Source organism: Streptomyces sp. SJL17-4 (assembly GCF_036826855.1).
Classification (GTDB): Bacteria; Actinomycetota; Actinomycetes; order Streptomycetales; family Streptomycetaceae; genus Streptomyces.
The window spans coordinates 7,584,631-7,598,378 of record NZ_CP104578.1 but is presented as its reverse complement, the minus strand read 5'-3'; the positions used below and the strand labels follow the sequence as shown (position 1 = coordinate 7,598,378).

The following is a 13,748-nucleotide window of genomic DNA, read 5'->3' as shown; positions in this document are numbered from 1 at the left end:
GTCAGTTCCTCACCTTCGCGGTCACGACGAGATGCTTGATTCCGGCGACGAAGTTCGAGCTCAGGTGCGCGGTCTCGCCGGCCCTCTCGAAGCTCGTGAAACCTTCGGCGAGCTCCGTCAGCAGGGTGCGCAGGCTGACCCGCGCCACGGTGTGGCCGACGCAGTAGTGGGCGCCGCTGCCGAAGGCCATGTGCCGGTTCGGCTTGCGGCGGGGGTCGAAGACGTACGGGTCGGTGAAGACCTTCTCGTCGCGGTTGGCGGACCCCAGCCAGACGACCACCGCGTCACCGGCCCGGATCCGGCTGGTGCCCAGATCCACGTCGTGCTGTGCGTGCCGCATGAAGTGGTTGGCGGGCGAGGCCCAGCGCAGTGCCTCCTCCAGGGTGTCGCTCACCGAGTGGGGACTGAGCAGGTCGTCCAGGGCGGGCGTGCCGAGCAGGCTGTCGAAGACGGCCAGCGGCACGTAGGGGGTGGTGACGTTCGCGCCCAGGAGCAGGCTGTAGCAGTTGGAGAGGACCTCACCCGGTCCCAGCGGCTCACCGTCGACGGCGGTGTTCATCAGCAGGGTGATGAGGTCGTCGCCGGGCTTCCTGTGGCGCAGGCGCACGACCTCCGCGAAGTAGGCGAACAGTTCGCGGTGTGCGAGGGCGGCCGTCTCCTCCGGGGTCGACTGCGCCATGTACTCGGGGTCTTCCGCGGCGATGGACATCAGAGTGAGACGGGTGAGCCTCGGCCAGTCCTCCTCGGGCAGACCCATCAGCATCCCGGCGACCGCCATCGGCAGCTCCGTGAGGGCCTCGGCGAGGTCGAACGGCTCTCCGGAGCGGGCCGGGGCGAGCAGGCGTCGCACCTGGCCGGCGATGACGTCGGTGGAGTGCTCCACCGCCTTGATCGTCAGGGCGCGCTGGAGCGGCGCCCGCATCCGGGTGTGCCGGGGCGGGTCGGTGGCCGCCATCTGCCGTCCGCCGGCCGGATCGTCCTTGCCCAGAAGGCTCAGCAGGGTTCCCCGTTCGGAGGTGAAGGCTGTGTGGTCGCGCAGGACGAACGAGGCGTCGTCGTAGGTGGTGACGGACCAGAAGCCCCCGTCGCCCTTGGGGTGCCAGCGCACCGGCTCACGGGCGCGCATGGCCTGCCACACGGGGTGGGGATCGCCGTGCGCGTACGTACGGGGGTCGGTGAGGTCCACCGCGTCCAGGTCCACGGACAGCGGATCTACCGGTCCGGACAGCCGCATAGAGAAGTCACATCGCTTTCGTTCCGCCGCCGTGCCGGTCCACGCTTTCCGGTGCGTGCCGACGCTGGGGGACCGATGCAACAGCAGCCTCTTCGAGGGCGGCCAGTCCGTGGATCCCCTGACTGGTTCTCCCGTGCCCGCAGGGCAGACTCCGCTGACGTGACAGACATGGATACGCTCGTCGTCCCCGCCCGGTTCAACGGCCCCGCGCACAGCGCCAACGGAGGGTTCTTCTGCGGGCTTGTCGCCGAGGCGGCCTCCGCCGCCCTCCCCGGGCCCGTCGCGGTCTCCCTGCACCACCCGCCCCCGCTGGAGGTGCCGCTCCGGGTCGAGGCCGCCGGCCGGCGCACGCACGTGTGGGACGGGGCGACACTCGTGGCGACGGCGTCACCGACGCGGCACGGCGTGGCGCCCCTGCGTACCGTCTCGCCGGCCGTCGCGCACGAGGCCGCCGGGCTTTTCGAGGGCCGTCGCCGCCATCCCTTCCCCACCTGCTTCGTGTGCGGGCCCGCCAGATCCGCGCCGGGCGGCCTCTTGCTGGCGCCGGGGCCGGTGCCGGGAGAGCCGGGACACGTGGCCTGCCCGTGGGTCCCCGACGCCTCCGTGCCGCTCCGCGCCGGCCGGGTCGCGCCGGAGGTCGTCTGGAGCGTGCTCGACTGTCCGGCGGGCTGGACCGTCGGAGCGACGGACGTGACCCGGGTCCTGGGCTGGATGCACGCGGAGGTCCTGGACCTGCCGTCGGTGGGCGAACCCTGCGTGGTGACGGCACGCCTCGACCAGCGGGACCCCCGCACCACGTCCCACACCACGGTGCTGCACGGCGACGGCGACAGGCTGCTGGCCCGTGCCACCACCCGTTGGATGGAGTGGCCCGCGTCGACGGACGGCGCCTGAGGCGCGATGACCACGGACGGACGGCGGTCGGCGGCTCGTACGGCCGTCGTCCGTCGTCCGACAGAGTCACGGCCGCCGTCCGTCGTCCGACAGAGTCACGGCCGTCGTCCGTCGTCCGACAGAGTCACGGCCGTCGTCCGTCAGAGTCCGGTGCCGTCCGCGTCCGAGCCGGTCAGCGCTTCGAGGACCCGCCAGGCCATCTCCGCGACGGTGAAGTCGGCGTACAGCTCCCGCAGCGGCAGGTCGACACCGAAGAGCTCCTGGACGCGCGCCGCCACCCGGACCGCCGCCAGCGACTGGCCGCCGAGCTCGAAGAAGTCGTCGTACACCCCGACGGAGTCGATGCCGAACTCCTCCCGCCAGATGCCGGCGATCTCCTCCTCGAAGGGCGTGCGGGGCTCCACGTGACGCTCCCGGCCGTCGGGCGACGTCTCCGGCGCGGGAAGGTCCCCGTAGGCGGGGGCGCCCGAGGCGTCGCGCGGGATCCGGCCGACCGGGACGATCACCCGGGGCACGGCCGCCCCGGGCAGCCGCTCGTGGAGGTACGCCGCCGTGGCACGCGGATCCACCGAGACGCCGGGGCGCGGTGCCACGTACAGCACCAGGCCCTGCCCGTCGGCGGCCTCGGGCAGAACGAAGCACACGCAGTCGGCCACGTCCGGGTGGGCCGCCGCCGTCTCCTCGACCGCGGACGGGGTGACGCGCAGGCCTCCCGAGCGGACGAGCCCGTCGGCACGCCCGACGATCTCCAGTCCCCCGTCGGGACGCAGTCGCGCCAGTTCACCGGTGCGGTGAAGGAGTCCGCCGGGGGTCGCGCCATGCGGATCCGGTACGAAGCGGGCCGCGGTCTCGCGGGGATGCGACCGGTAGCCCCGGCCCACCGCCGCTCCCGCCAGGTGGAGTTCACCCGTCGTGCCGAACGGCACCGGCTCCATCCGGGCGTCGAGGACGTGGGCCCGCAGCCCCGGGGCGAGATCGGCGGCCGTGCGCTCGGCGGAGCCCTCCGGGGGCAGCGGACCGACCGCGTACAGGCCCGCCACTTCCGGCATCGTGCGGGCGTGGAGCGAGCGGCCGTGTGCGGCGGCCCACTCGCCCCGCTCGTCGGCGGCGGGCAAGCGGTCGTCCCAGAAGATCCGGGTGTGCACCGAGGAGGGCAGCGCGGAGGGGTGCGCCTCCTCGTCGGAAGAGGCCCCGGAGACGGAGACGACTGTGACGTCCGACTTCTCGGCGGCGGCCCAGGTCTCCGCCAGGACCAGCGCGGCGCCCGCGGCGAGCACGGGCCACGCCTCGGCCGCGAACCGCTCGGGATCCGGGGCGACGAGCAGGTAGCGGTCGCCCCGCGCGAGGCCGAGGGCGTCGGCGGCGGCACGTGCCCCCGCGGCGAGCTGGCCGTGGCTGTGGAGCGCGCCGGAGCGGGCTCCGTATCCGATGCCGGGCGCGGTCATGGCCAGGCTGCCGGGCGGGGGTGTCGGCGCGGGACCGGAGACGGCCGCGCCGCTCCCGGCCCGGGTGTCGGAATCCGGCCGGGCGATCGGGTCCGGCGTACCGAGGGCGATGGTCTTCACCGAGTCGGGCAGCGGGTGCGCGGAGCCGTCGGTCACGGCATGCGAGGCGCCGGCGGCCCTGACGGCCCGGCCGACGACCTCGACCGGGCTCTTCCGGTCGAGGACCAGGTGCCCGCCACCGGCCCTGCTCACGGCGAGGAGGGCGACGAGCAGGTCGGGTCCGGCGTCGAGCGGCAGCGCGACCGTCGTCTCCGGACCGACGCCCTCCCCGCGGAGCCGGTCGGCGAGGTCGGTGGCCCGGCGGTCCAGCTCCGCGTAGTCGATCCGCTCGCCCCCGTGCAGGAGGGCCGGGGCCTCGGGGGTCAGGCGCGCCCACTCCTCGGCCGGACCGGCGTGGGCGTCGGGCCCGCCGCCCACGCCGGTCCGGTCGGCGGCGGTCAGGACCGCCGTCCGTTCCTCCGGCGTCAGCAGGGGGATGCCGGAGATCCGCTGCTCGGGCAGGTCGGCGACGGAGTGCAGCAGCGTCGTCAGCTGTGCCGCCATGCGGGCGATGGTGTCCTCGTCGAACAGGTCGGTGCGGTATTCGATGCGGGCCCGGTAGACGTCGGCGCCCGGCGAGACGTCGAGGAGCAGGTCCGTCTTCGCGGTGCCGGTCTCCGTCCACATGGGTTCGAACGCGAGACCCGCGGCGGTCCACGAGGGGCGCGTCATGTTCTGGAGCACCACCATCACGGGCGCGTCGGCCGTACGGTCCCCGGAGGGCCGCTCCGCGCGCAGGTGTTCGAGCAGTAGCTCGTAGGGGAGCTCCTGGTGGTCCCAGGCTCCCACGCAGGTGTCGCGGACCCGGTCGATCAGCTCGACGAAGCGGGGATCACCCCCCGTGTCCACGCGCAGCGGCAGGGTGTTGACGAAGTAGCCGATCAGTCCCTCGAGTTCGGGGCGTTCGCGGCCCGCCGTCGGGGACGTGACCGTGATGTCGTCCTGGCCGCAGACGCGGGAGAGCAGCACGTCGAACCCCGCGAGCAGGGCCATGAACAGCGTGGCCCGCCGCTCCCTGGCCAGCGCCTCCAGCCGGTCCATCAGGGGTGCGGGCAGCGTGAACCAGTAGGAACGGCCGCGTGACGTCGCCACCTCGGGCCGCGGCCGGTCCGCCGGAAGGCGCGGGGACGTGGCGCCGGCCAGCTGTCCGCTCCAGTAGTCGGTCAGTTCCCGCAGCGTCTCGCCCCGCAGCCGGCCGCGCTGCCACACGGCGAAGTCCGCGTACTGGATGGGAAGTTCGGGCAGCTCCGGTTCTCGACCCTCGCGGTGTGCCTCGTAGGCGGCCGACAGCTCGGCGAAGAGGATCCGCGAGGAGACGCCGTCCGTGACGATGTGGTGCAGGGCGAGGACGACGATGTGGTGGTCGGCCGCGAGCCTCAGGAGCGTGCAACGCAGGAGGGGGCCGTTCCTGAGGTCGAAGGGCCGTCGACCCTCCTCGCGGACCTCCGCCTCGACCCCGTCCGGCGCCACCTCGACGACGCGGACGGTCACCGGTTCCCCGGGAGCGATCACCTGGACCGGCGCCCCGTCGGCCAGGGCGAAGACGGTGCGCAGCGCCTCGTGCCGCTCCACGACGGTGTTCAGCGCCTTCTCCAGGACGGCCGCGTCGAGGACTCCCCTGACCCCCACGACGGACACCACGTGGTACGTGGGCCGGTCCGGATCGAGCTGGTGCTGCAACCAGAGGCTCTGCTGCGCGAACGACGTCTCGAACTGGATCGTCTGCTCCACCGTCACCACTCTTCCCCGGGCGCGTCGGCCACGCGCCACCCGTCGGTCGGTCCTTCGGACCCTGCTGTCGACCTTCCGGTCCCCCGGGTGCGGGACGGCAGTCGGGAGTCCTCCCGACTGCCTGCCGGGCGCGGCACGCTGCCACGATGCCCGGCACGTACGTCGGGCACGTCGCGTCTTCGCGACCGTACGCGGAACCCCCCGCGCACCCCCGTCACCGGAACACAAGGAGGTCAGTGATGGCGGACGAGACGGCGTCGCACCCCGACGACCTGCACCGTCGCATCGACGCGCTGTCGCCGGACCGGCGCCGGCTGCTCAGCCGCCGCCTGGCCGAGCTGGGCAAGGCGGGCCGGCAGCCGCTCCCCCTGCTGCCCCGCGAGGCCGGGATCAACCGGCTCCCCGCCGCCACCAACCAGGAGCGCCTCTACTTCCACCAGCAGATGCGGCCGGAATCGTCGGCGTACGTCGTGCCGGTAGCCCTGAGGCTCACGGGCGACCTGAACGAGGACGCGCTGCGCGAGGCGCTGGCGGCGCTCGTACGGCGGCACGAGCCGCTGCGTACCGGCTTCGAGGTCACCAGCGCCGACGGGCTCGTCCAGGTGGTGCGGGACTCGGACGAGGTGTCCGTGCCGCTCACCGTGGAGGACGTTCCGGAGGACGAGGTGCCGGGGCGGCTGGCCGAACTCGCGGCGATCCCCTTCGACCTGGAGCGCCCACCCCTGATCCGCACCGCGCTCTGGAAGGTGCGGGACGGCGGCGACGCGGCGGGGCCCCGGGAGGGGGCGGCCTCCTGGGTCATGGCCCTGACGGCGCACCACGCCGTGCTGGACGGCTGGTCGCTGGGCATTCTCGTCCAGGAACTCATCGCTCTGTACGCGGCGGCGTCCGAGGGACGGCCGCCGGTCCTCGCCCCGCCGGCCGTGCAGTTCGCGGACTTCGCCGCGTGGGAGCGCCGGCAGGCGGAGCTCCCGCAGGCGGCCCGCCACGCGGCGTACTGGCGGGAGTCCCTGACCGGCGCCCGGGTTCCCGTTCTTCCCGTCGGGGCTCTTCCGCGGCCGGACGGGCGGGCGGCGCGCGACCGTGCCGTGCCGGTGGCCGTCTCCCCCGATCTGACCTCGGTGCTCACGAGGCTCGGCCAGTCGGCGGAGGCCACCCCGTTCATGGTGCTGCTCTCCGCGTTCGCCCTGGTGCTGGAGCGCTGGTCGGGCCAGTCGGACCTCCTGCTGTGCACCGCGACGGCGGGACGCCCCCGGCCCGAGGTCGAACGGGTGGTGGGGTTCTTCGCCCGGACCGTGCCGCTGCGGCTGACGGTCGACCCGGTCGGCACGTTCGACGACTTGCTTGCGCACACGCGCGGCCGGTGCGTCGACGCGTACGCGCACCAGGAACTTCCCCTGCACCGCATCGTCGGCGCCGCCGGGGAGGAGACCGGCGGACGGCCTCTGCGGCCCACCGTGATGGTCGCCCTGCGGGACGTCCCGATGGGCAGCATCCGACTCCCGGGCGTTTCGGCCGAGGTGGTCGAACTCCCCTCCCCGGACACCGAGTTCGACCTGAGCCTCGATCTCCACCCGACGGCCGAGGGTGGCGTGTCGGGCTGGCTGCACTACTCCGGCGAGCTGTTCGCCCGGGAGACCGCCGAGCACGTGGTGGCGGCGTTCCTCGAGGTCCTGGGGGCGCTCACGGGAGGCGGCGACGCACCTCTGACCGGACTGGCGGGACCGGCCGGGCCACTCGCCGCGTACGCCGCGGCGCACGCGACGGACCGCCACCTCCTGGAGGTGCGGGGCGCCCTGGTCGACGTCGACGAGGTGACGGCCGCCCTGCGGGAACAGCCGGGCGTGGAGGAGGCGGTCGTCCTCGCCCGCAGCGACGATGACGGCGGCCACGAGCTGCTCGCGTACGTCACCGGGGCGATCGCGGGCGGGGAGGCGTTGCGCCGTCTCCTGGCCGACCGCCTGCCCGGCCCGATGGTCCCGGACCACATCACGGCCCTGGACGCCTTCCCCCGCACGGCCGGTGGCCGGCTCGACCGGGGCGCCCTCCCCGTTCCCGCCCGGGTCCGTTCCCATGACGTCGCCGTTCACACGCCGCCCTCGGGGGAGCTGGAACGGATCCTCGCCGACATCTGGCAGCAGACGCTCGACGTCGAAGCGCCCGGCAGGGACGACGACTTCTTCCGCCTCGGCGGCCACTCGCTGCTCGCGACGCTGATGGTGTCCCAGGTACGCGAGCTGTTCCGGGTCGAGCTTCCCCTGCACTTCTTCATCGAGGCACCCACGATCGCCTCGCTGGCCGACCTGGTGCGAGAACGGGCACGGCTCGGCGGCGCGGACGCCGACCGGATCGCCGAGATCATCCGCAAGGTCCAGGGGATGCGGGCGGACGAGGTCGCGGCGGAGCTCCGGACGTGAGGGAACGAGCCGCGGACGCGAGGGGATGAGGGTGAAGACCGGCCGTCCGCCCTTCGCGCGCGGGTTCCGGCGGCTGTGGACCGCGACCACCGTCTCCGGCCTCGGTGACGGGGTGCGGACCATCGCCCTCTCGCTGTTCGCGGCCGCGCTCACCCGTGACCCCTTCCTGGTGTCCCTCGTCACCGTCGCGGGCCGGCTGCCGTGGATATGCGTCGGGCCGTTCGCGGGCGCCCTCGCCGACCGGGTCGACCGGTGGCGCGCCCTGTGGCTCTGCGACGGGGTCCGCACCGTGGTGCTGACGGGCTTCGTCGCCCTCAGCGCCCTGGACCAGGTCACCATCACCGTTCTCGCGGTGACCGCCTTCACGCTGACCTCCGTGCAGGCCTTGGCGGACAACCTGTCCCAGGCCGTCGTCCGCGACGTCGTGGGGCCCGGATCGCTCGATGCGGCCAACAGCCGCCTTCTGGGCGGGCAGTTCCTCGCCATCGAGTTCGTCGGCACGCCCCTGGGGACCGCGCTGTTCCTCGTCTCGCCCACCCTCCCGTTCGCCGTGGACGCGGTCACGTTCCTGCTTTCCGCGGTGCTCGTGTTCGGGCTGCGCGGGCGTGGTTCACGCCCGGCGGGAGGGGACGGCGGCTTCTCGCTGCGCGCCCTGGGAGCCGGTACGGCCTCCGGCTTCCGCCGGCTCTTCGGCCACTCCCTGCTGCGGACCCTGTGCCTGATCGCCGGACTGCTCAACTTCGCCCTCGTCGGCGTGGTCGGCATCGTCGTCCTGTACGCGTTCGAGGTACTGCGCCTGGACAGCACGGAGTACAGCGTCATGCTCGTGGTCATCGCCCTGGGCGGGCTGGGCGGACTGCTCCTGGCGCCCAGGATCACGCGCGCGTTCGGCCGGGGCACCGCCCTTCAACTGGCCTTCGGAATCTGCCCGATCCCCTTCGCGGTCGCCGGGAGCACGTCGAACGCCTTGGTGGCGGCCGGTGCCTTCGCCGTCGTCGGGGCGAGCGTCTCCCTCGTCAACGTGGCGGCCACGACACTGCGCCAGACCCTGATCCCGCCGGATCTGTTCGGCAGCGTGAACGGTGCGTACCGGTCCGTCGTGAACGGGCTCTCCCCGCTCGGCGGCCTCGCGGGCGGCGTCTTCGCCGACCGGCTCGGCCTCCGGTCCCCGTTCTTCATCGCGGCGGGGCTGCTGCTGGTCGCGGGCGCCTTCGCCGTGCCCCGGCTCACCAACGCCCGCGTCGCCGCCGCGGAATCGTCCGCGACGTGCGACAGGCCGAGGACCCACGATCCCGCTCAAGGACATTGAGGAACCCCTCTCATGACAGCGCTTCGCCGAGTGGCGCCCGCCGTACTCGCCCTGCTCGCCGTACTGCTCACGGGCTACGGCACCCTCGGCGTCGTCTCACCGCCCTCCGCCGTGGCGGCCGACGCGCCCTCCACGTCGTTCTCGGCGGACCGCGCGCGCGAACACATCGCGGCGCTCTCCACCGCGGCACACCCGATGGGCACCCCCGCGCACGCCCAGGTCCGCCGCCGGCTGGTCGACGCCTTCACGGCGCTGGGGCTGGCCCCGGAGGTCCGGGAGTCGACCGCCAGTCAGACGGGCTCGGGGTCCTCGGTCATCGCACCCGTGCACAACATCCACGCGAAAGTGGCCGGCTCCCGGCCGACCGGCCGTCTGCTGATCGTGGCGCACTACGACTCCGCCCTGCACAGTCCGGGTGCCTCCGACGACGGCCTGGGAGTCGGCGCGATCCTGGAGATCGCCAGGGCGTTGAGCCAGGGACCGGCGCCGCGCAACGACATCGAGTTCCTCCTCACGGACGGAGAGGAGGAGGGGCTCCTCGGCGCCCGCGCGTTCGTCGCGTCCTCCCCTTCCTCGCCGTCGGGTGACACCGTCGTCCTCAACATCGACGCGGCGGGGACATCGGGGCGGGCGGTGATGTTCCAGACAGGCGGCCACAACGCCGCGTTGCTCCCCGCCCTCGGCGACCTTCCCCCGGTCACCACGTCCCTGTCCGACGAGGTCTACCGGCTCCTCCCCCACGAGACCGACTTCACCGTGTTCCAGCGCGCCGGAATGACCGGGATGAACTTCGCGGTGGTCGGCGGTTCGGCGAACTACCACACCACTGAGGACAATCTGGCGAACCTCGACACCGGGAGCCTCCAGGACCTGGGCTCGACCGTGCTCTCCGCGGCTCACAGGCTCGCCGCCGCGGACCTCGGCGAGGTACGGAAGGCCTCCGACGCGACCTACTTCACCCTGGGCGGCCTCCTGGTCGTCCACTCCGAGGCGTGGGTGCTGCCGCTGGCGGTGGCAGCCCTGGTCGCGGCCCTGGCCGTACTGCTCCGGGCGGACCGCCGCACCGGCGTCGCGCGGCGGCCTCTGGGCGTCGCCGTGGCGACGCTCCCCGTGCCCCTGGTGGTGGCCTTCGCCCTGGGGCTGGCCGGCTGGCAGGTGCTGTGCTGGGCACGACCGGAGTACGGGGGCTTCGCCTTCGGCAACCCGCACCGCACGACCATCACCTCGCTCGGCTTCGCCGCCTTCGCGACCGCCGCCGCCTACGCCTGGGCGATGCTGTTCCTGCGCAAGGGGTACGCGTACGAAGCCGGGGCAGCCGCCGTCCTGTGGTTCGCCGGGCTCGCCGTGACCACCGCCCTGTTCTTCCCCGGTGGTTCGTACCTGTTCGCGTGGCCCGCGCTGTGCGGCTCCGTGGGACTGGCGTCGGTGGCCCGGCGTCCCGCGACGTCACGGCTGCGGGTCCTCGTGCCCGCCGGGGCCCTGGGCCTCTCGGCGGCGGTGCTGATGCTCCCGGTGGCCGCCCTCCTCAAGGATTCCGTCGGCCTGGCCCTCGTGGCGATCCCGATGCTCCTGGTGGCCCTGGTCGCGGCGCCCCTGTCCTCGTCCCTGGCCGTGACACTGCCGGGACGTCGGGCGGTGATCCCCCTGGCCGTCCTGCTCGTCGCCGGACCGGCCCTCACGGGCACCGGCACGGCCCTCGACCGCGTGGACCGCGCGCACCCCGCGCCCACGAGCCTCGTGCACGGACTCGACGCCGACACGGGCCGAGCCCAGTGGCTGAGCGACGGCACGGGCGCCACCGACTGGTCGCGGTCCTACGCCGACGGCGGACGCCGGAACGTCGAGGAGACCTTCCCCCTCCTGTTCGGAGAGGGCGGCCGGTACGCCGCCACGGCCCCTGGAGCTCCGGCCCCTTCCCCGGTCCTGCGCGTGCGCGGCAGCCGTGCGGTCGACGGCGGGCGCGAGATCCGCCTGTGGGTGGGCACCGACGGAGGACGGGCCTCCCGGCTCACCCTCTACACGCGAGCGGGCGCCCTGCTCAGCGCCCGGATCGGCACCACGGAGGTACCGGGCGGGGAGAACCGGGGGTTCGCCTCGGGGCCCTGGAAGTGGGGGCTCCTGCTGCCCGCCCCTCGTCCGGAGGGCGACGAGATCGTCCTCACGGTGCGCGGTGACGGCCCTGTGCGGCTGCTGCTGGAAGCACAGACGGCCGGGCTGCCGGTGTCCCCGCCCCCCACGGAGACCTGGGCGGCCCATGCGTCGGGCGTGTCTCTCGTCTCCCGCACGTGGACGGTCTGACGCGCGTGAAGGGTTGCCCGCCCGCGTGTGATCTCCGGCGCGTGAACGGTTGCCCGCGCGTGATCTCCGGCGCGCGTGAACGCTCGCCCGCGTGCGACCTCCGACGCGCGTGACCTCCCGACGCACGGGCTCCCGCGCGCCCCCGGTAGTCCATGGTTCTCCTCGGTGTCCGGCCCGTCCGCCCGTGGCTAGGGTCGCCAGGGAATCGCCGGGGGCGCCCGTCGCCCCCGTCGCCCCCGTCCTCCTCTCTCTTCCGACGACCACGAAACAAGGAGCGTCATGCGTCGACTGGTCGGCCGTACCGCCGTCATCACCGGAGCCGGCAGCGGCATCGGCCTGGCCACCGCCCGCCGCTTCGCCTCGGAGGGTGCGAACGTCGTCTGCGGCGACATCGACGAGACCGCAGGCAAGGCCGCCGCCGAGGAGGTCGGCGGAACCTTCGTCCAGGTCGACGTCACCGACCCCGATCAGGTCGAGGCGCTGTTCAAGACCGCCTTCGACACCTACGGCTCCGTCGACATCGCCTTCAACAACGCCGGCATCTCGCCCCCGGACGACGACTCCATCCTGGAGACCGGCCTGGAGGCCTGGAAGCGCGTCCAGGACGTCAACCTCACCTCCGTCTACCTCTGCTGCAAGGCCGCCCTGCCCTACATGCGCCGCCAGGGCAAGGGCTCCATCATCAACACCGCCTCCTTCGTCGCTCTCATGGGCGCGGCCACCAGCCAGATCTCGTACACCGCCTCCAAGGGCGGCGTGCTCGCGATGTCCCGCGAGCTCGGCGTGCAGTTCGCCCGCGAAGGCATCCGCGTCAACGCCCTCTGCCCCGGACCGGTCAACACCCCGCTCCTCCAGGAGCTGTTCGCCAAGGACCCCGAGCGCGCCGCGCGCCGCCTCGTCCACATCCCCGCCGGCCGCTTCGCCGAGGCCGAGGAGATCGCCGCGGCCGTCGCCTTCCTCGCGAGCGACGACTCCTCGTTCGTCAACGCGGCGGACTTCGTCGTCGACGGCGGCATCTCCGGTGCGTACGTCACCCCGCTCTAGAACGACGCGGACAGAACCCCGACACGGAGAAGAACCACCATGGCCAGAGCCGAGGAGGCGCTCCGGACAGCTGCGCCCTCGCCCGGCTCGCGGCCCGGCCCTCCGGCCACCCGGGACCGCGCCCGGCGCATCCGCCGCCGTCTGGAGCGCCTCCTCGGCACCCCCATGACGGACCACAACCAGATCCTCCCGCTGCGCAACGGGGACGAGATCTTCCCCGCGATGCTCGAGGCCATCCGTGCCGCCCGCCGGACCGTCGACCTGATGACGTTCGTGTACTGGCGGGGGCGCGTCGCCCGCGACGTCGCGGAGGCCCTCGCCGAACGGGCCGCGGCAGGTGTACGGGTCAGGCTTCTGCTCGACGGCTTCGGCAGCCGGCTCATCGAGCGGCCGGTCCTCGCGCGGATGACCGCCGCCGGGGTGGACGTGGCGTGGTTCCGGGCTCCGCTCGGACTGTCCCCCTTCAAACAGAACCACCGCGGCCACCGCAAGGTCCTCGTCGTCGACGAGACCACCGCCTTCACCGGCGGTGTCGGGATCGCCCAGGAATGGGCCGGAGACGCCCGGCACGCGGGAGAGTGGCGCGAGACCCACTTCCGGGTGCGGGGCCCCGCCGTGGACGGTCTCGCCGCCGCCTTCGCCCAGAACTGGGCCGAGTGCCACGACCGGCTCTTCGACGAGCGCGACCTGTTCCCGGAGCAGTCGCCGGCCGGCCACGCGGCGGTGCAGGTGGTGCGGGGCTCGGCGGGCGTCGGCAGGCAGGACATGCGCACGCTGCTGCGGGTGGTGCTCGAATCCGCCGAGGAGCGCGTCCGGCTCACCACCGCCTACTTCGCGCCCGACGACGACTTCGCCGGTCTCCTCGGGGCCACCGCCCGCCGGGGCGTCGAGGTGGAGCTCCTGGTACCGGGACGGCACACCGACAAGGCGGTCTGCCGGCAGGCCGGCCGTCGCCTCTACGCGGGCCTGCTCGACGCCGGGGTGCGCGTCTGGGAGTACGGGCCGACGATGATGCACGCCAAGGTGCTCACCGTGGACGGCACCCTGTCGGTGGTCGGCTCCGCCAACCTCAACCGCCGCTCCCTCGACCACGACGAGGAAGTCATGCTCGCCGTCCTCGACGAGGAGCTCGCCGCCGCCCTCGACGCGCACTTCGACCAGGACCGGGCGGTGAGCGCGGGTGTCCCCGCGGAGACCTGGGCCGCCCGGCCCTGGTCGCACCGGCTCAAGGAGGGCGCGGTGGCGCCCGTACGCCGGTTCCTCTGAGGGCCTCCCCG

8 protein-coding genes are annotated in these 13,748 nt (G+C 73.6%); 6 read left to right on the top strand and 2 right to left on the bottom strand.

Going from position 1 to position 13,748, the window contains the following annotated elements; all coding sequences use genetic code 11:
* Window position 1: 1 nt before the first annotated feature.
* Window positions 2-1,201: a cytochrome P450 gene (locus N5875_RS34245; protein ID WP_318206379.1), complete on the bottom strand. Its 1,200-nt coding sequence runs from the start codon at window positions 1,199-1,201 to the stop codon at window positions 2-4.
* A gap of 192 nt (window positions 1,202-1,393) precedes the next feature.
* Between N5875_RS34245 and N5875_RS34240 the strand changes: the two genes are divergently transcribed.
* Window positions 1,394-2,128, top strand: a complete 735-nt coding sequence (locus N5875_RS34240; RefSeq protein ID WP_318206380.1) for a hypothetical protein — start codon at window positions 1,394-1,396, stop codon at window positions 2,126-2,128.
* Between the two features lie 140 nt (window positions 2,129-2,268).
* Here the strand turns inward: N5875_RS34240 and N5875_RS34235 are convergent, their stop codons facing one another.
* A complete protein-coding gene (locus tag N5875_RS34235) occupies window positions 2,269-5,403 on the bottom strand; it encodes a condensation domain-containing protein (RefSeq protein WP_338498113.1) in 3,135 nt (1,044 codons plus the stop codon).
* Between the two features lie 239 nt (window positions 5,404-5,642).
* Between N5875_RS34235 and N5875_RS34230 the strand changes: the two genes are divergently transcribed.
* The 5 genes from N5875_RS34230 (at window position 5,643) to N5875_RS34210 (ending at window position 13,737) form a co-directional block, all read left to right on the top strand.
* Window positions 5,643-7,820 (top strand): condensation domain-containing protein, encoded by a 2,178-nt coding sequence (locus tag N5875_RS34230; RefSeq protein WP_338498111.1) that lies wholly within the window; start codon window positions 5,643-5,645, stop codon window positions 7,818-7,820.
* A 31-nt stretch (window positions 7,821-7,851) separates the two neighbouring features.
* A complete protein-coding gene (locus N5875_RS34225) occupies window positions 7,852-9,129 on the top strand; it encodes an MFS transporter (RefSeq protein WP_338498108.1) in 1,278 nt (425 codons plus the stop codon).
* Window positions 9,130-9,141: 12 nt separating this feature from the next.
* Window positions 9,142-11,427, top strand: a complete 2,286-nt coding sequence (locus tag N5875_RS34220) for a M28 family peptidase (protein ID WP_338498106.1) — start codon at window positions 9,142-9,144, stop codon at window positions 11,425-11,427.
* 279 nt (window positions 11,428-11,706) lie between these two features.
* Window positions 11,707-12,471, top strand: a complete 765-nt coding sequence (locus N5875_RS34215; protein ID WP_338498104.1) for a 3-oxoacyl-ACP reductase — start codon at window positions 11,707-11,709, stop codon at window positions 12,469-12,471.
* A 39-nt stretch (window positions 12,472-12,510) separates the two neighbouring features.
* The gene (locus tag N5875_RS34210; RefSeq protein ID WP_318206386.1) at window positions 12,511-13,737 is read left to right on the top strand and encodes a phospholipase D-like domain-containing protein; all 1,227 of its coding nucleotides are present in this window, start codon (window positions 12,511-12,513) and stop codon (window positions 13,735-13,737) included.
* Window positions 13,738-13,748 lie beyond the last annotated feature (11 nt).